Genomic DNA, 18,527 nt, shown 5'->3' on the forward strand with positions numbered 1-18,527 from the left:
AAACCTATTTCAGGATATGACAGAATGACGAGGGACGAATGACGAGGGAAACCTCCCCCTAGCCCCCTCAGAGAGGGGGAGTGTGGTGACGGGAAAAAATATATCCTTTGAAAGAAACATCCCCCCTAATACACATACTCCGCTGGCGCGGACTTCCCTCAAGGGGGGAGATGCGATGGAAAAGTGAGAGAAACCTTCCCCTATTCACTTACTCCGCTCTCGCGGACTTCCTTCAAAGGGGGAGATACGATGGAGAGGATGCAAGAGATAAAGACCATAGAGGTTGATAACCTTCCCCTAATTTACTTACTGGACAAATGCCGACGACGCCATTGGTGAAGTTAAAAGGATTTTTGGGAGAGAAAATAAAAAAGACTGCCCCGCTAAAAGCAGGAACAGTCTCATTTTTAAATAAGGGAAATTTGATTATTAATCTACATTGATATCGGTATTTACGTTTTTACTTCCTGCAAGGGCATAGTACAAGAGGAAGAGGAGCGCAAGCACGATTACCCAATAGCTTTCGATATAGCCAAAAGCATCGGCTGCCCAACCTTGTATTGCTGGCAAAATACCACCACCACACACCATTACCATAAAGATACCTGAAGCGGCTGCGGTGTATTTACCTAAGCCTTCGGTAGCGAGGTTGAAAATGCCTCCCCACATTACTGAGGTACACAAACCGCAAAGAATAAGGAACATAATGCTGATAGGCACTTCGGCAAAGCCAAATGAGATATTAGATTGGAATACAGGCATATTCACCATTTGGTCTGATGGCATTACGATTGCCAAGAGCACGAATACGAGTCCTAATAAAGAGACAAAGGTAAGCATTCCTTTACTTGAGAAAGCAGAGCCTAAAGAGCCTCCGGTGAGACGACCGATGAACATTAAGAACCAATAGGTGCCTACTACTGAACCTGCAATAGTGGTATCCATTGCTAAGCCGTGCATATTTGTGCTACTGGTCATAAATAGGTTTGCGATGTTAGGGATTCCTACTTCAATACCTACATACAAGAAGATGGCTATTGCTCCTAATATAAAGTGACGGAAAGAAAGCGGGCTGTGTTTATCGGTTACATCTTTTTGTTTTAGAGCAGCGTGAGGTTCGGGTATTTGCATTAGGGCAAGCACGATAAATGCCAAAGCGAAGATACCCATTGCTAAGAAGAGGGCAGGGTTGGCATCGGCGATAGAAGTATCGGCGCTAATAGTACCGATGAGATACCCTACCAATACGGGTACGATAGTAGCCCCGATAGAGTTGATAGCACCCCCAAATTGCAAGAGTTGGTTACCGCGTTTGCCACCACCACCGAGGGTGTTGAGCATTGGGTTTACCACTACGTTGAGCATACACATAGAGAAGCCAGAGATGAATGCCCCAGTGAGGTATACCCCGAAGCTACCCATAGTACCAGAAAGGAAGGTAACACAAACGCCTAAGAAACCTACAGCGATAGCCGTTAAAGCTGTTTTTTTATAGCCGATGCGTTGTAGCATTAGCCCTGCGGGGATTCCCATAAAGGCATAAGCGATAAAGTTGGCTAAGTTCCCCAATTGAGACTCGAGGTTACTTGCCATAAATTGGTTTTTAACAATTACCCCAAACGGGTTTTGCAAGCCTGTTACGAATGATATCATAAAGAACAGAGCGAACATCATTGCAATAGGCAATACGTAACTTTTGTTTTGTTGATTTTGGTGTTCCATTATTTTTAGTTATTTATTATTTCAAGAAATAGAAAATAGGAGATAGAAATTAGTTGTTAGAGATTACTTATTTTTCCTATTAACTACTGTATTTATTAAATGATGGGGCAAAAGTAAATAAAGAAAATATAAAACACAACAAAAACGAAGACTTTTTTTAAGTTTTATTTATGAAATATTTTAGGAGTTAGGTGTTAGGAGTTAAAAATCAGGAAAGTAGTTTAGATGAAATGAAGAAGGTGCGAGCTACACAAGCAGAGTGAGCCACACAAGCAGTGCGAGCCGCACAGGCAGGGGAAGAAATTAGCAAATTTGGAAATTAGTAAAAGGGGACACGAGCAACAAGCTCGCGCCAGCGGAGAGATACCGAAGGCTAAAGAATGAACATTAACGGCTAACGACTATTTTTCGTTCCAGTAGTAGCTATCAGGATATACGCGCTTGCCGAAGATGGCAGTGCCTACACGCACGATGGTAGCACCTTCTTCGATAGCGGTTTCGAGGTCGCCACTCATTCCCATTGAGAGCTCTTTGGGGTCTACATTTGGTAAATTAAGAGCGATGATTTCTTGTTGAAGGCGTTTGAGGAGCTTAAAGCAGGCGCGTACTTTATCGGTTTCGGCGCTAAAAAGACCAATAGTCATTAGTCCTTTGATGTGTAGAGAAGGGAGAGTAGCTACTTGTTTTACAAGGGAGAGCACATCGGCAGGGTCAGCACCAAACTTGCTTTCCTCGTTAGAAGTATTTACTTGAATAAAGACATCGATAGTCTTGCCTTCACTTGTTAAGCGATTGTGCAGTTTTTGAGCTAAATCCCAGCGGTCTACTGATTCTACACAAGAGACATCGTAGCGCAGGATTTCCTTAATTTTATTCGTTTGCAAATGGCCGATGAAGTGATTTGTATGGGGTGTATCTTTGAGGGCATCGTACTTCTCTTTGAGCTCTTGCACCTTGTTTTCGGCAATAAGGGTATATCCGGCATTGAGGGCTACTTTGATACGCTCTGGCGACACGGTTTTGGTAGCTAAAAGAAGTTTTACTTCCTCAGGCTGACGACCTGCTTTGGCACAAGCTTTAGCGATGCGTTGCTGTATTAAGGCAATATTTTGTAATATGTTTTCCATTTTTAACTATCAATTATCAATTGACTAACTATACAGGTTCATTCTCGACTTGCTGCTTAGGCAACTCTCCTTGTGTTTTCTTGCGAGAAAGGCGGCGCTTGATGATGTCGTTTAGGTCTTTACCTTTTACTGAATAGGTGTTGAACAGTAGCATTGGCGCAATCACTCCGAAGGCTAAACACATTGTGATGAAGCCGGTTTGCAAACCGAGTTTGAAGGTTTTGAAGAGCAAATCTAAGGTTTCATCTTGTGGGGTTTGTACGGTTACAATCTTGATGATGTTCATCATAAACTCATAACCGAACTTCCCTGGAATCATATTGATCACGGCAGGAATGGTGAACACAATAGGAGGGGTATGTACGCGGTGGGCAAAATACACCGCCAAAAGCCCCACGGCACAAGCGCCTAAAAAGGAAGTAATCACAATTTGCTCAGGCATAATAGTACCTAAGAGCATAAACTTAATGCCCCAGCCAATGCCGCCTAACAAGCCTGTAATCCACAAGGCACGGCGTGGTGTGTTAAACAACAAAGCAAAGCCGATAGATATCCACATCGACCAAAATATACGGGGAGATAGTTCTAAAAATGTATTAAAGAAGTTCATAACCAAACAAGAGTAATGCTAAATAGAAACCTAATGAAATCATAAATACCAAAATAGCTGAGTGAGTGAGCTTTGCCACCCCCGCTACAATACAGCCTGAAAGCATATCGATAAAGCCGTTGATTAGAGGCACCCCTGGCACCAACCAGAGTACGCAGGCTGCCAAGGCGTTGTGATAGTCTTGTACGCCGAGCAAGCGGAAAATGCTCATCACGGCTACCGATACAAAAGCTGCCCAGCCCCAACAGATATACACATTGAATTTGCGCAACTGCAAGATGCGACGCCCTGCTAAACCTAAAAAGGTAGCGAGAAACGACATACCAAACTCAGCATAGCTCGCTTCTTTGCCACCAAACACATAAGCGAGCGAACCACCTGCCACGGCTACGAAGAACCACATTGCGTACATATTGTAGTGCGGACGTGCCTTGATAGTGGCTACTTGTTCTTCGATTTCTTCAATAGGCAGTTGTTTTTCAATCGCCTCCCACGAGAGGATGCTGATATCGGAAATAGCGCTAAAGTTCACCCCGTGATGCGGGATGGTGCGCACGATAGTTTCTTTCTCGCCTGTGGTCTTATCTTGCACAGTAAGTACTATTGCGGAGTGCGAATAGAAATTTTCGCAATGGTAATTTAGGGCGTTAGAAATGCGCTCTACATTGCGCTCTACGCGTCGGGTGTTAGCACCGCTGGAGATCAGCAGTTCGTTGATATCGGCAAATAGACGTGCCGCTCGTTCAATGGGTTTCATTTATTATTTTAGACGTTAGTTCTTAGGGGGTTAGTTATCGGACTTGTCAGACTATTCGGACGAATTGCTTTTGGTATTCCTACCGTTTTCTTCTGAAAGAATGTCTTTCTTGCAAACAAAAGCAAATAGCAAGCAGCATAAAGCAAATATTAGAGTGTTTGTTAGAAAGTGCAAAAGTACAAAAATAATGAGGAATGACAATAGACTAAAAATAAAAATTAGCGTGAGTTTGGCCCAAAAAGAAAGCCTTTGAATTTTTTCAAAGGCTGTAATATAGTTTTTCTTACATCAAACAGGTGTTATTTTAATAATTTATTATCACATTCAAGCGCTTTCCTAATATAGTTTTTAGTTGGTTGTATCCTATGACCTCTTCCATAATGCTTTTGCGCTCTTCATCTGTTATTTCAGAACGTACTTTTTCGGCTAAGTTACTAATGAGATGCATTATCAGTAGTAAGCGAATATTTAGGATAATATCTGAGATAATTCTGTTCAAGTCTCTGTCTTTTTCTTTTGCTACAATATCGCGTTTTAGCCAATTGTCTAAACGTCTAAACTCATCTTCCATTTCGAGGTCGGACACCTTAGCACTAAGTTCTACTGGGAGTTCATTTGCAAACCTACTCATATCGTAGGAGGCATCTTCTTGGAACTTAGTCATTAATTGTTCATATATTTGTTTAAAGTTGGGGTTAGCGAACTCTATTTCGTCTTCCTGTAATTCCAAAAAAATCTTTTCGTAAACTTTTAAGGTTTGCTGTACTTGCTTTTCATTTAAGCTACCGTCTTCCTCTTCAACTAAAATGGTATCTTCAAAAACACAGTCTTCATTTCCTTTTGAAAGGAGAATTTTTATCAAATCGTGCTCTAATACCTCTAAGCGGTTTATTGTGCGTTTTTGAGCTTCTTCTGGCGTTTGCACTACCTGCATAGAAGACTTTTGCTTACGCTCTACTTTTTGTCCTTCGTAAAAGTCTTTTTTGAGGATTTGCGCCAAGGTGGAGAAGAGCACTTGTTCGGAAATGTCCATAATGCTGGCGCACTCGCGCACGTACACTTCTCGCTTGATCAAATCGGGAATTTTGGAGATGCTTTCCACCATATCCCGAATAGTTTCGGCTTTTTTGATAGGGTCGTTTTGGGCTTCTTGCATCAGGAGAGAAGCCTTGAAACGGATAAAGTCGGTAGCGTTGTTTTCGAGGTAGAGTACCAAGTCTTCATAAGCCGTTTTGCGGGCGAAGCTATCGGGGTCATCGCCATCGGGGAAAGTGCATACTTTTACGTTCATTCCCTGTTCCAAAATGAGGTCGACCCCGCGAATAGAAGCGCGCAAGCCTGCTGCATCACCGTCGTATAACACCGTGATATTGGGTGTAAGGCGGTGAATGAGTCGGATTTGGTCGACTGTAAGGGCGGTACCGCTAGAGGCGACGACATTCTCAATGCCCTTTTGGTGCATTTGAATCACATCGGTATAGCCCTCCACGAGGTAGCAGTTATCGGCTTTGGCAATAGCTTGTTTGGCGAAGAAAATGCCGTAAAGCACTTTGCTCTTGTGGTAAATATCGCTTTCGGGTGAGTTGAGGTATTTCGCTTGTTTCTTGTCGTTGGTAAGAATCCTACCACCAAAGCCCAATACGCGTCCGCTCATTGAGTGAATGGGGAACATCACGCGGCCTTTGAAACGGTCAAACTTACGGTCGGCATTGACAATCGTAAGCCCGGTTTTTTCCAAAAACTCTAATTTGTAGCCTTTTGCGAGGGCGGTATCGGTGAAGGCTGTCCACTCATCGGGAGAAAACCCTAAACGGAATTTTTGTATCGTTTCATCGGTAAAGCCACGTTCTTTGAAGTAACTCATCCCGATAGCTTTGCCAGCTTCGGTATTAAAGAGAGTGTCTTGAAAATACTGTTGGGCGTATTCCGAAACGATATAGAGGCTCTCGCGCTCATCGGCTTGTGCTTTTTCTTCGGAAGACTGTTGGGTTTCTTCGATTTCAATGTTATATTTTTTAGCTAAGTAACGAATCGCCTCGGGGTAAGTGAAGTGTTCGTGTTCCATTAGGAAGGCAATCGCGTTGCCTCCTTTACCACTACTGAAATCCTTCCATATTTGCTTTACGGGTGAGACCATAAAGCTGGGCGTCCGCTCGTTAGAGAACGGGCTCAGCCCTTTGTAGTTAGAGCCAGCGCGCTTAAGCTGAACGAAGTCGCCGATGACCTCTTCCACGCGCATTTGGTCGTAAACTTTATCTATGGTATTTTTTGAAATCACTGTTTTTTAGGTAAGAGGTAAAAGGTTATCCTTCAATAGTAGCCTCTTCGAGCTCTCCGTTGAGGTTCCCGTATACGGCAATGGCGTGCCCCCAGAACATATCGTCATCATCAAAATAGACACAGAAACGCTCCTCGTCTTCAAATAGAATGATACTTGTGATACTCATACGCTGAGCAAAACTCTTGGGGGTAATATCGAGAGTGTTGGCATCTTCTTCTTTTTGCCATTTATTAGCTAAGGCAGTAAGCTTTTCAGCAGCAAAAGTTTTGAGGGTTGCTACCCATTTGTCGAATTTACCCTTAGTAGCATTTTTGAAAGATTTTAAGAGAGTTTGTAGCTCATTTAGCTCGGTAGTTTCTACGGTGAACTGCACTTCTTCATCGGTGTAGAGGATTTCACCCTCAAACCAATCGTATTCTCGATCGAGTACTAAACTAAAATCTTCATCTTCATAAGTAACCTCTGTGTTGTACTCATCAATAATAGGGTCAAAACGAGGTTCGGTTACATTCTCTTCCAAGACTGCTACCAACATAAAGCAACGTTGCTCAGGGTGAGATAATTCAGGTTTCTTAGGGCGCACTTTGATGCGGAAAGCTTTCAGTGGAGCGAAGTAATACTGCCAATTACTTTCATCAGATACCAACCATTCTAAACGGATATTGTCTTGAAAGAGCTCACCTGTAGCTACCTCAATATACGCCAAAGGGTTGTTAGAAGGCACCCAAGCGCCATTATAATATGTTGCTCCATTGGTAGGGCTTTCAATGAGCACTATAAGTTCCTTTTCTTCGGGAAGGAACTCATTAGAGAAATTTTGTACAGTTTGTGGGTTCATAAAGACACTTAGTTAAGAGACAATAAAGTTTTGTTGTATTTAGTTATTGATTTGACAATGCAAAGATATAACATTCTTTTCAAAATGGCAAAAACAAATAACCGACTGTTGCAAAGCAGTCGGTTATTAACATTCAAAATTTTTACAATGAAAACAAAAAAATTTCATCTTAGTACTCTCTCAATCAGCGAGTATTACGGTTTTATTGTTATTGCACTCCAAAGTACCCCCAGTAATAGTGAAACGATGAAGCTCTTTTTTACCCTCAAAGAGGGTTATTTCGCCCGCTGTGAGTATTGATATGATAGGGGCGTGGTGGTCTAATATTACGAAAGGACCTTTAGCCCCAGGAGCATTCACTGCGGTTACTTCACCTTTAAACAAAAGGGCTTCAGGAGTGAGGATTTCTACTGTCATTTTATTAATTTCCTGTTTAAGACTTTGACAAAGTTGGAGACTTTGTCAAAGAGTGTAATACTATGCACTTGCAAGATCTGCCTGTGCAGCTTGCACCATTTTTTCACCAGCTTCAATTACTTCTTCAATCGTACCTTTGAGGTTGAAGGCAGCTTCAGGAAGGTGATCGAGTTCACCGTCGAGAATCATATTAAAGCCTTTGATGGTATCCTTAATATCTACATAAGCACCAGGTAAGCCAGTGAACTGTTCAGCTACGTGGAATGGTTGAGACAAGAAACGCTGTACGCGACGCGCACGGGCTACCGCGATTTTATCGTCTTCTGAAAGCTCTTCCATACCGAGGATAGCGATGATATCTTGCAATTGTTTGTAGCGTTGCAAAAGCTCCTTCACGCGTTGCGCGCACTCGTAGTGCTCTTTACCCAAGATTTCGGGAGTAAGGATACGCGAAGTAGAGTCGAGCGGGTCTACCGCAGGATAGATACCGAGCTCGGCGATTTTACGCGACAATACCGTAGTGGCATCGAGGTGGGCAAAGGTAGTTGCCGGAGCAGGGTCGGTAAGGTCATCGGCAGGTACGTACACCGCTTGTACTGAGGTGATAGAGCCGTGTTTGGTAGAGGTGATGCGCTCTTGCATAGCCCCCATTTCGGTAGCCAAGGTAGGTTGGTATCCCACCGCTGATGGCATACGTCCTAACAAGGCTGATACTTCAGAACCTGCTTGGGTGAAACGGAAGATATTATCGACAAAGAAAAGCACGTCTTTCCCTTGACCTTCGCCAGCGCCATCGCGGAAGTATTCGGCAATCGTCAATCCAGAGAGTGCCACACGCGCACGCGCTCCAGGAGGTTCGTTCATTTGTCCGAACACGAAAGTGGCTTTAGATTCTTTAAGGGCATTGCGGTCTACTTTGCTCAAATCCCAGCTACCTGATTCCATTGATTCCACAAAAGCATCACCGTATTTAATAATGCCTGATTCAATCATTTCGCGGAGAAGGTCATTCCCCTCACGGGTACGCTCGCCTACCCCAGCGAATACTGAGAGACCGCCGTGACCTTTGGCGATGTTGTTAATCAGCTCTTGAATCAATACGGTTTTACCTACACCCGCACCGCCAAAGAGACCGATTTTACCTCCTTTGGCATAAGGTTCAATAAGGTCGATGACTTTGATACCGGTGAAGAGTACTTCGGTGGTGGTGGAGAGTTCTTCGAACTTAGGGGCAGGACGGTGGATAGGCAAGCCGTTGTCGCCGTCCTTAGGCAGGTTACCGAGCCCATCTACGCCGTCGCCTATTACGTTGAAGAGGCGTCCATATACATCGTGGCCTATAGGCATTTTGATAGGGCTACCTGTGGCGATAACTTCGGTATCACGGCTAAGCCCTTCGGTGGAGTCCATAGAGATAGCGCGCACTACGTCTTCGCCTATGTGCGATTGTACTTCTAATATGAGTTTAGTGCCGTCGGGTCTATTGATTTCGAGAGAGTCATAGATGCGAGGCAGTTCTTTATCCGATGCGAACTCTACGTCTACTACCGGACCAATAACTTGAGCTACTTTTCCTTTTTGTAACATTTGTTTAGTTTTTTTAGGAGATAAGAGATAGGAGTTAGATTACTAATTGCTAATACCTAATTTCTTTTCTTCTATTTTTTTAAGAACGTGCAAATGTAGGGACTTTTTTGTAAAGGGACAAATCTTTGTAATTCTTTTTTAGAAAAATATTTTATGGTAGGTTTTTATAGTGCTGATTATCAATGGGGATAAGTTTTGTATTTTGTTTTTCTTATTGAATTTTAAGTATTGGTTTAGCAAAGGAAGGAGGAATTATTGTATATTTGCCACGTTAAACCTAAAAACTAAAATGAAACACATCTTTACAGCAGAACAGCAAGCGTTAGCTACTCGTATTTTGGAGCACAATCATCTTTCGCCACTAAGTGAATTATATTCTTCAGAAATACAAGACTTGGCGGTCATATGGTCGTTTTATTCTGGAAAAATAGAAGGGAATACTTATACTTTTGTAGAGACAGAAACTCTCTTGAAAGATGGTATTACTTCTCCCAGACGCTATGAAGAGGCTAAAATGCTCAAAAACCTTTACAACACATTTATCTCGGAGATAGAGTATATCAAAAAAGGGAATACCGAAGAGATTAACAAACGTTTGCTTTTTGAGCTACATTCCCGCTTGATTGCTGATTTGATAGACAACCACGAGAGGGGTATTATCCGTAAACGCGCAGTACGGATTACTGGAACGAATTACACTCCTCCTACTGGGGAACATCTTATAGAAGAAATTTTAGACCAGATAATGAAAAAACAGGCTGAAATAGAAAATCCTTTAGAGAGAGCGGTGTTTTTACATTGCAATATTGCGCGCTTGCAACCTTTTATTGACGGCAATAAACGTACTTCACGCCTTATTGAAAGTATTGTGTTGATGAATGACGATATTATACCAATCCACACGACTCGTTTAGAGGATATCAATACGTACCGTAAGGCTTTGCTCTCTTTTTATGAAACGAATGATTACAGGGAATATGCTGATTACTTTCTACAAAAGAAATGGGAGTATCTGCAAAGATTTGTAAAATGACTATATATAAAAAATGAAAAATATTTTTAACAATCTTTTGTTTAAGGTGTTTTGTGGTATTGTTTTAGGGATAGCATTGGGTTATTATGCACCTGAATGGTTTTACCGCATACTTATTACTTTTCAGGTGTTGTTTAGTAACTTTTTGAAGTTTGCAATACCGCTGATTATGATGGGGCTTATTATGCCTTCGATTAGTGATTTGGGTAAAAATGCGGGGAAACTGCTACTTATTACCATAGGGATTGCGTATGCTTTTACGCTTTTCTCGGGCTTTTCTACTTATTTGGTGGGCGAATCGGTTTTTCCTTCACTACTAAGGGGAGAAGAGCTGGGGACGATTGTAGATACGGGGAGGACTTTACCTCCTTATTTTACTATTGAAATGCCTCCTCTTGCCGATGTGATGAGTGCTTTGTTGTTTTCATTTATCATTGGGATTGGACTCTCGCTCAGAGAAGAATCGAGACTTACGGAGGTGGTTAAGGAGTTTGGCGATATTGTGAAATGGCTGATTGTTAAAGCTATTATACCGATATTGCCGGTGTATATTATGTGTATTTTTGCTGAAATTACTTTTAGTGGGAAGGTAATGGAGATTATAAAGGTATTTTTTAAGCTGATACTCATTCTTTTTGTGATGCACTTTGCTTTGCTGATTATCCAATATTTGATTGCGGGAGCTATTGCGCGGAAGAATCCGTTTAAGGCGCTGATGACGATGCTTCCGGCTTATGTTACGGCATTGGGTACGCAATCATCGGCTGCTACAATTCCTGTAACGCTACGGCAGGCGCTTAAATTGGGTATTTCGCAACGGATAGCGGGATTTGTGATTCCGCTTTGCGCTACGATTCACCTTTCGGGCAGTACGATGAAGATTACGGCTTGTGCGCTTGCGCTGATGATGCTTCAAGGAATGCCTTATGATTTTTCGCTCTTTGCTGGTTTTATAATGATGCTGGGGGTGGTGATGATTGCTGCGCCTGGGGTACCTGGTGGGGCTATTATGGCTGCTTTTGGGGTGCTGAACAGCATTTTGGGCTTTAATGAAGCGCAACAGGGATTGATGATTGCGCTTTATATAGCGATGGATAGCTTTGGCACGGCTTGTAATGTAACGGGTGATGGTGCGGTTGCTTTGATAGTTGATAAATGCGAGGTGCGAGGTGCGAGGTGCGAGCCGCACAGGCAGGTGAAAACTTTGGGAAAGGATATATGAATAACCTCCCCCCTACCCCCCCTCCAAAGGAGGAATTAGCGACGCAAAAGAGATGAATTAGGGTTTTCGGAAGGAAAACGGAGGAATTCGGAAGGGTTTTTTTAGGTAAAAGACAAAAGAGAAGAGGTAAAATGGGTATGCTTAGCTTATACAAAGCTTATAGGATGCTTATACGAATCTTGGACGATTGTTATACAAAGGGTATATAAGTGCTGGAATATCAGAATTTTATAGAAATTAAAATTTATTAATTTTGCAACAAAAAACGAAAGAAAATGACAAGTACACATAAGATTTTTACTAAAAATGCGTTTTTATGGCTCTTGGTACTAATGGTGCTTATGGGCTATCTTATTCCTTATAAAGATAGTTATAATGCCTATTTTAATTTAGGGACATTTATTGATTGGGGGATTGTGATTATCTTCTTGCTTTACGGGCTGAAGCTGAACTTGCGTGAAGTGCTGAATGATATCAAGAATTGGAAGCTACACTTGCTGGTGCAAATGGCTACTTTTGTGCTATTTCCGCTGTTGGTAATACCTTTTTACAAGCTCGCACAGGGCAGTGAGTTTTATGTGTTGTGGCTTTCGATATACTTTTTGGCGTGTTTGCCGTCTACCGTATCGTCATCGGTAGTGATGGTTTCTATCGCTAAAGGGAACGTGCCTTCGGCGATTTTTAATGCTTCTATTTCGGGGTTGATAGGCATCTTTGCTACCCCTATGCTGATGCAACCTTTTATGGAAAGTGGCAGTGAGGTAGACCAAGGGGCGATTATTCAGCAATTATTGCTAAAAGTGCTTTTGCCGATAGTGTTAGGGCTCTTGCTTAATCCGCTGTGCAAGAAGTTTATAGAGCGTTATGGCAAACTGATAGGGAAGTTTGATAGGCTCATTATTTTGCTGATTGTATACGAGAGTTTTTCGACAGCTTTTGTAAACCGCATCTTTGGCAGTGTACCGCCGATTACTTTTGCGATTATTGCGGTAGCGGTGGTGGGTATGTTTTTCATTGTATATTACCTTTTGCAATGGGTGTCGCACCGTTTGCACTTCAACCGTGAAGATACGATTACCACTACCTTTTGCGGCTCTAAAAAGTCGTTGGTACACGGGAGTTTATTTATGATGGTATTAGGCATTCCTGACGATAACAAAGTGCTATTTCTCTTACCGATAATGTTATACCATAGTTTTCAGCTGTTCTATGTAAGCTGGCTGGCGAACAGATTAGGCAAAAGATAAAAGACAAAAGGTAACACGTAACAAACTAACATACATATGAGAAGAATAGTAATCATTTTAATGACTTTAGTAGTCTTTGTGGGCTGTAAAAAACGCATTATAGCTCCTACAGACATAGAGTTAAACCAATTGCACGGCAAAGTGAAACAGATGACAGAGCGAATTTATTATCAAGGGAACGTTGATAGAGTTTATTTTGAAGAGGAAGCCAAAGCGGCAGATTCGATACTATATGTTTTTGACGAAAAAGGGCGTAATACGGAAGTGGTTCGTTTAAACGAACCTTCAGATGATGATGACGAGTCTGAACAAGTGTTTAAAAGTATGTATGTTACTCACACTGATAATGAAGTGAGTTCGACAGTTTATGATAGTCAAGGGAATGTGATGTATCGAAGCAAAATTGAGCTAACTCCAGAAGGCTTGGCACTTACCCGAACAGATATTGATGAAATAAAAAAAGAGAGAATTGTAGTAAACTACACTTATGAACATAGCAAGGGAAAGGCGGAGCTAAAAAGCGTAACGTACAATGAAAATGGTACAAGAAACGAGAATGCTATACTAACGTATAATAAAAAAGGGCGAATAGCTAAAGGGTTGTATTACGAGAAGGGAGAAGAGAAGCCACACTTAACAACTACTGACACGTACAACAATAGGGGGTATATAGAAAAAGAAGAATACATCTATCATAGTTATTCTGATTCTTCGACTTATACAATCACCACTACTTATGAATATGAATACGATGCTCAAGGCAGTGCTACTGTAGTGAAGGAATATGAAAATGGCGAGCTGAAAAAGACAACAAAGAGAATCATAGAGTATTATTAGAATCACCCTAAGCCTTAACAACTAAATTATGACCATTAAAAACTGGGCGGATACTGATAAACCGCGAGAAAAGATGATTGCCCAAGGGAAAGCAGCCTTGAGCAATGCCGAGCTTTTGGCGATACTATTAGGCTCGGGGTCGGCAGAAGAGAGCGCCGTAGAACTAAGTAGGCGCATTTTGTCTTCGGTGAATAACAGTCTGACGGCTTTAGGCAAACAGAGCTTACAACAACTGCAAGAATTTAAAGGCGTTGGGCAAGCTAAAGCGATTACTATTCTCGCTGCTACTGAAATGGGTAGGCGACGCGCTGCTGAAACGCCTGAACTGCAACCTAAGATAGATAAGGCACACAATGTTTTTACCCTTATGCAACCGCTTATTGGCGAGTTGCCCCACGAGGAGTTTTGGGTACTCTACCTTAACAGTGCTAACCGCGTAATTCACAAAAGCCGGCTTTTTTCAGGAGGGATTACCCATACTACTGTAGATGTGCGGTTGCTTTTCAAAACAGCCTTAGAGCAAGGCGCTGTTGCGTTGATATTAGTGCACAACCACCCTTCGGGTAGCACCACTCCCAGCAAAGAGGATATCGAACTCACACAGAGAGTAAAAACAGCCGGAGATATGTTGGATATCAAACTCTTAGACCACGTAATCGTTACCGAGAAAGAGTATTTGAGTCTTTTAGACGAAAGGCTTTTCTAACGCAGGATAATAAATTTGCTGGTTTGGTAATTATGTAGTATCTTTGTCGCCATAAGAGTTAAACGCTTCAATATAATGGAAAAAATAGCTTCTCAAATTACTAACTGGATAAAATCTTACGCTGAAAACGCTCGTGTAAAAGGCTTAGTCATTGGTGTATCAGGGGGTGTAGATTCCGCTGTGGTTTCTACCCTTTGTGCGCGCACGGGCTTACCTACGCTCTGCCTGGAAATGCCCATTCACCAAGCTGAAAGCCACGTCAGCAGAGCAGAAGAGCACATCGCTTTCCTCAAAAACAACTTCCCTAACGTGAGCAGCTTGCGCGTAGACCTCACTCCTGTATTCGACCAATTTGTGGCACAAATACCACCTACTGATAAAACTACTTACGAAATGGCACTTGCCAACACTCGTGCGCGCCTGCGTATGACCACCCTTTACTATTTTGCAGGTCTCGAAGGCTACATTGTAGTAGGTACGGGTAATAAGATTGAAGATTTCGGGGTAGGGTTCTTTACCAAATACGGCGACGGTGGGGTAGATATAAGTCCCATAGCCGACCTGATGAAGAGTGAAGTGTACAAACTGGGTGAATACTTGCAAATCCCGCAAAGCATTCTCAAAGCCAAACCTTCCGATGGACTATTTGGCGACGACCGCTCCGATGAAGACCAGCTTAAAGCCTCGTACGATGAACTCGAATGGGCAATGCTCCAAACCGAAGCGGGGCATACCGCCGAAGCATTTAGCGGTCGCCAGCGCGAAGTATTCGAGATTTACACCCGATTGAACAGAGCAAACCAACACAAAATGCAACCCATACCGTTTTGCAAAATTAGCAAATGAGTAGTCACGCTATTTAATCGACAAATTGATAAAATGAATATCCTTATTTTAGGCTCTGGCGGTCGCGAACACGCCTTTGCCGTAAAACTACAACAAAGTCCGTTATGCGACACGCTTTATATCGCTCCTGGTAACGGGGGTACTCACACGGTAGCTACTAATGTAGCTATCAGCCCTACTGACTTCCCTGCACTGAAAGCCTTTGTACTTGAAAAGCAAATAGCAATGGTAGTAGTAGGTCCCGAAGCCCCTTTAGTACAAGGAGTGTACGATTTCTTTGCTAATGATTCTGCCCTCGCCCACGTGCAAGTGATAGGTCCCTCACAACAAGGTGCTACCCTCGAAGGTAGCAAGGAGTTCGCTAAAGAGTTTATGGTACGCCATCATATCCCCACTGCTAAATATGCGAGTTTTACTAAGGCAACAGTGGACGAAGGTTGTGCATTTCTCGCTACGATGAAAGCTCCTTATGTACTGAAAGCCGATGGTTTGGCTGCTGGTAAAGGAGTCGTTATCTTAGATAATTTAAAACAAGCCCAAGCCGAATTGCGCCGTATGCTCATCGACGAAAAATTTGGGAAAGCAAGCACTAAGGTCGTGATTGAAGAATTCCTAAAAGGTATTGAGCTCAGTTGCTTTGTCCTCACCGATGGGGTAGACTATAAGATATTACCTACCGCCAAGGACTATAAGCGCATAGGCGAAGGCGATACAGGGCTCAACACGGGCGGTATGGGTGCCGTATCACCCGTGCCTTTCGCCGATGCAACCTTTATGCACAAGATTGAAGAGCGCATCGTAAAACCTACGATTGCAGGACTTAATAAAGAAGGGATCGTATATAAAGGCTTTGTCTTTATCGGACTTATAAAAGTGAACGACGAGCCTTACGTGATAGAATACAATGTGCGTATGGGAGACCCCGAAACTGAAGCTGTGCTCCCTCGTATAGAAAGCGACCTTATACCCCTGTTCCAGTCCCTTTACAACGGCACTTTAGCTTCACAAGAACTCAAAGTAACGCCCCAAAGCGCTACTACCGTAGTAATGGTATCGGGTGGATATCCTGAGGACTACGAAAAAGGAAAGCTCATCACAGGCACTGAAAAAGCTACAGGTAGTACCGTATATCACGCAGGCACGGCTTTGAAAGACAGCAAACTCCTCACCGCTGGCGGTCGGGTACTCGCCGTTACTTCCCTTGGTGATGATTTCAAAGAAGCTTTACAACGCTCTTACGACAACATCAGTAAGATACACTTTGAAGGTGCTTACTACCGAAAAGATATCGGCAAAGACCTTTAAATGAGCTAAGCATTAAGAAAAAATAGGGAAGAGTTGTGTTCTGCAACTCTTCCCTATTTTTTATCTTCTAAGTCGTTTAGTAAAACGCGCTATGTTCATCTCTTTAGGAATCTCTTTCTCTTCGTACACCGCTTCATAAAGTGTCTTAGCACAGAAAGGTGCATTCAGCACTCCCCTTGTCCCTAAACCGTTCAGCACCCACAGATGAGGATACAATGGGTGGTTTCCTACTAAAGGTCTCCTATCAGCTACCGTGGGGCGCAAAGCCGCTTGGTGTGAGATAATTTCAAAAGAACAACGCACCATCTTGTGCAGTTTCTCCAATAGTTCTGTCCGAGCCCCCTCCGTAATAGTATCCGTAAGGTCTTCAGGGTCATAAGTTGCTCCCATAATATAAGTGTCTCCGCCTAACGGAATGATACTACCATCACTTTTTAGGATGGTGTGCAACTGCAAATCAGGAGCGTAAAAAGTAAGGGTCTCTCCCTTACAAGGGCGCATTGGCAAGTTCTTAAAATAGGGGTTCTTACTAATGCCACAGCCCTCACAAAACACAATGTTGCGTGCTTCCACCCCCCGATATGCCACGTGCGTATCGCAAATCTCAAGGGCTTCATAATCGAAAGTTTTAGCGTGGTAAACCCCTTCTTCCTGCCAACGCCTGAGACATTCCGATAAGTACTTTTTCACTTCCACTCTCCCCGTACGCATTACTTTTCCAAAAAGAAAAGGAGCGGGCACTGCGCAATTGGTTTCGGGTACTAACACAGTGCTGAGGTAACCCGAAAGCAAAGGCTGGTCAGCAGCCGTAAACCAGTTGTTCTGCTCTTCTACCGAAGCAAACTTCCGGAGCACAGGCATTGATGTATGAAAAGAACTCCCCGTTTTAGATTCTATTTCGGCATAAAACGGCTCAGCAATACGCATCACTTCTTCGGCTCGCCATATGGGTGTAAATCGTTTTAAAACTACCGGATTATACACTCCCCCCGCAATCAAACTGGCCACCTGTGAGCGGTCGGCTATCAAACAAAAACTCTTGCCGTGTTTTTCCAAAAAGTTAGCAAAAGTAACGCCCGCCAAGCCCCCGCCTATAATAATAAAATCGTACATACCGATGTGCTCTTACTGTATTTGCGAAACCGTCGCAATCCCTTCTTTAGCCGAAAGTAAACTCACCACGCTGCCCATACTTAAGAAATCAGCCGTAGCAATCGTAAAGACCAATGTGTGATTTTCGGGGTCTTTTTCTACTTTAGTTATGCTCATTGCCTTACGGCGGAAGATAGCTGAACACATTTCTATCGTTTCAGCCATATTGAGCTCTTCTTCTTCATAAGTAACCTGAAAAACGCCTACAAAATTCTTCTTGATAAGGTGTGATTCCACTCTTTTGAGGAATATCATAATGATAAGCATAAAGATGATCGCTACTACAGCAATGTTGTAAAAACCCCAGCCAATACCTAAGCCTACGCAACCTGTAGCCCAGATACCTGCCGCCGTGGTCATTCCCGCAATACTCTCACCGCGCTCTTTAATGATACTACCAGCCCCCAAAAAACCTATCCCGCTTATCACCTGCGCACCTAATCTACCTAAATCGGTTTTCAAAAGAGCTGCCGCTTCAGGAAAATGTACGTTAAAGTCAATAATACTAACCCGTAATTGGTCTTGAATCATCGATACTACCGCAGCGCCAAAGCACACAAGTATATACGTGCGAAAGCCTGCGGGCTTGTGTTTGCGCTCTCGCTCAAAACCTACCAATCCGCCAAATATTATTGCCAAAAACAACCGGAAGCACACCACTCCAAAGGAGAGCTCTCCCACAAAGTGTGTACTCGAAAAATCGCTTAAAAGTTCGTTCATAATCTAATCATATAATCAGCCGTAAAGGGACTCTCTGAGAATCCCCAGCCAGCCCCTTTCCATTTTTAATCCAAAAATTGTTATTAACCCTTTAATCATTGTCCTGTCCTAAAAAAGGTT

At 42.8% G+C, this 18,527-nt stretch carries 17 protein-coding genes; 7 read left to right on the forward strand and 10 right to left on the reverse strand.

Annotation, left to right across the window (positions count from 1 at the left end):
* Window positions 1-429: 429 nt before the first annotated feature.
* From RCZ04_RS11950 to atpD, 8 genes are all read right to left on the reverse strand, one after another.
* Window positions 430-1,722, reverse strand: coding sequence for an MFS transporter (locus RCZ04_RS11950; RefSeq protein WP_460486262.1), 1,293 nt, complete (start codon window positions 1,720-1,722; stop codon window positions 430-432).
* A gap of 401 nt (window positions 1,723-2,123) precedes the next feature.
* Window positions 2,124-2,849: a YggS family pyridoxal phosphate enzyme gene (locus tag RCZ04_RS11955; RefSeq protein ID WP_460486263.1), complete on the reverse strand. Its 726-nt coding sequence runs from the start codon at window positions 2,847-2,849 to the stop codon at window positions 2,124-2,126.
* Between the two features lie 28 nt (window positions 2,850-2,877).
* Entirely contained in the window at window positions 2,878-3,459 is a 582-nt protein-coding gene (locus RCZ04_RS11960; RefSeq protein WP_460486264.1) for a threonine/serine exporter family protein, read from the reverse strand.
* Window positions 3,446-4,216, reverse strand: coding sequence for a threonine/serine exporter family protein (locus RCZ04_RS11965; protein WP_460486265.1), 771 nt, complete (start codon window positions 4,214-4,216; stop codon window positions 3,446-3,448). The genes RCZ04_RS11960 and RCZ04_RS11965 overlap by 14 nt, the downstream gene beginning before the upstream one ends.
* Window positions 4,217-4,520: 304 nt before the next feature.
* Window positions 4,521-6,494, reverse strand: coding sequence for a DNA primase (gene dnaG, locus RCZ04_RS11970; RefSeq protein ID WP_460486266.1), 1,974 nt, complete (start codon window positions 6,492-6,494; stop codon window positions 4,521-4,523).
* A 25-nt stretch (window positions 6,495-6,519) separates the two neighbouring features.
* Window positions 6,520-7,335 (reverse strand): DUF2262 domain-containing protein, encoded by an 816-nt coding sequence (locus tag RCZ04_RS11975; RefSeq protein WP_460486267.1) that lies wholly within the window; start codon window positions 7,333-7,335, stop codon window positions 6,520-6,522.
* A 180-nt stretch (window positions 7,336-7,515) separates the two neighbouring features.
* Complete coding sequence (locus RCZ04_RS11980; protein ID WP_460486268.1) at window positions 7,516-7,752, reverse strand: F0F1 ATP synthase subunit epsilon; 237 nt, start codon at window positions 7,750-7,752, stop codon at window positions 7,516-7,518.
* Window positions 7,753-7,812: 60 nt separating this feature from the next.
* Window positions 7,813-9,339 carry a F0F1 ATP synthase subunit beta gene (atpD, locus tag RCZ04_RS11985; RefSeq protein WP_460486269.1) on the reverse strand — a complete coding sequence of 509 codons (1,527 nt, stop codon included), beginning with the start codon at window positions 9,337-9,339 and terminating at the stop codon, window positions 7,813-7,815.
* Window positions 9,340-9,628: 289 nt separating this feature from the next.
* Between atpD and RCZ04_RS11990 the strand changes: the two genes are divergently transcribed.
* The 7 genes from RCZ04_RS11990 (at window position 9,629) to purD (ending at window position 16,535) form a co-directional block, all read left to right on the forward strand.
* Window positions 9,629-10,372: a Fic family protein gene (locus RCZ04_RS11990; RefSeq protein ID WP_460486270.1), complete on the forward strand. Its 744-nt coding sequence runs from the start codon at window positions 9,629-9,631 to the stop codon at window positions 10,370-10,372.
* Between the two features lie 13 nt (window positions 10,373-10,385).
* Entirely contained in the window at window positions 10,386-11,594 is a 1,209-nt protein-coding gene (locus RCZ04_RS11995) for a dicarboxylate/amino acid:cation symporter (protein ID WP_460486271.1), read from the forward strand.
* Window positions 11,595-11,869: 275 nt separating this feature from the next.
* Window positions 11,870-12,841, forward strand: coding sequence for a bile acid:sodium symporter family protein (locus RCZ04_RS12000; RefSeq protein WP_460486272.1), 972 nt, complete (start codon window positions 11,870-11,872; stop codon window positions 12,839-12,841).
* A 36-nt stretch (window positions 12,842-12,877) separates the two neighbouring features.
* Window positions 12,878-13,678: a hypothetical protein gene (locus tag RCZ04_RS12005; RefSeq protein ID WP_460486273.1), complete on the forward strand. Its 801-nt coding sequence runs from the start codon at window positions 12,878-12,880 to the stop codon at window positions 13,676-13,678.
* Window positions 13,679-13,706: 28 nt separating this feature from the next.
* A complete protein-coding gene (gene radC / locus RCZ04_RS12010; RefSeq protein WP_460486274.1) occupies window positions 13,707-14,384 on the forward strand; it encodes a JAB domain-containing protein in 678 nt (225 codons plus the stop codon).
* 75 nt (window positions 14,385-14,459) lie between these two features.
* Window positions 14,460-15,230, forward strand: a complete 771-nt coding sequence (gene nadE / locus RCZ04_RS12015; protein WP_460486275.1) for an NAD(+) synthase — start codon at window positions 14,460-14,462, stop codon at window positions 15,228-15,230.
* A 33-nt stretch (window positions 15,231-15,263) separates the two neighbouring features.
* On the forward strand, window positions 15,264-16,535 hold the full coding sequence (gene purD, locus RCZ04_RS12020; RefSeq protein ID WP_460486276.1) for a phosphoribosylamine--glycine ligase: 1,272 nt from the start codon (window positions 15,264-15,266) through the stop codon (window positions 16,533-16,535).
* Between the two features lie 60 nt (window positions 16,536-16,595).
* Here purD and RCZ04_RS12025 read toward each other — a convergent pair whose 3' ends face one another.
* Together RCZ04_RS12025 and RCZ04_RS12030 are read right to left on the reverse strand one after the other, a co-directional pair.
* Window positions 16,596-17,648 (reverse strand): NAD(P)/FAD-dependent oxidoreductase, encoded by a 1,053-nt coding sequence (locus RCZ04_RS12025; protein ID WP_460486277.1) that lies wholly within the window; start codon window positions 17,646-17,648, stop codon window positions 16,596-16,598.
* A 12-nt stretch (window positions 17,649-17,660) separates the two neighbouring features.
* Window positions 17,661-18,407 carry an MgtC/SapB family protein gene (locus tag RCZ04_RS12030; RefSeq protein ID WP_460486278.1) on the reverse strand — a complete coding sequence of 249 codons (747 nt, stop codon included), beginning with the start codon at window positions 18,405-18,407 and terminating at the stop codon, window positions 17,661-17,663.
* Between the last annotated feature and the right edge of the window lie 120 nt (window positions 18,408-18,527).

Source organism: Capnocytophaga sp. HP1101, assembly GCF_054772415.1.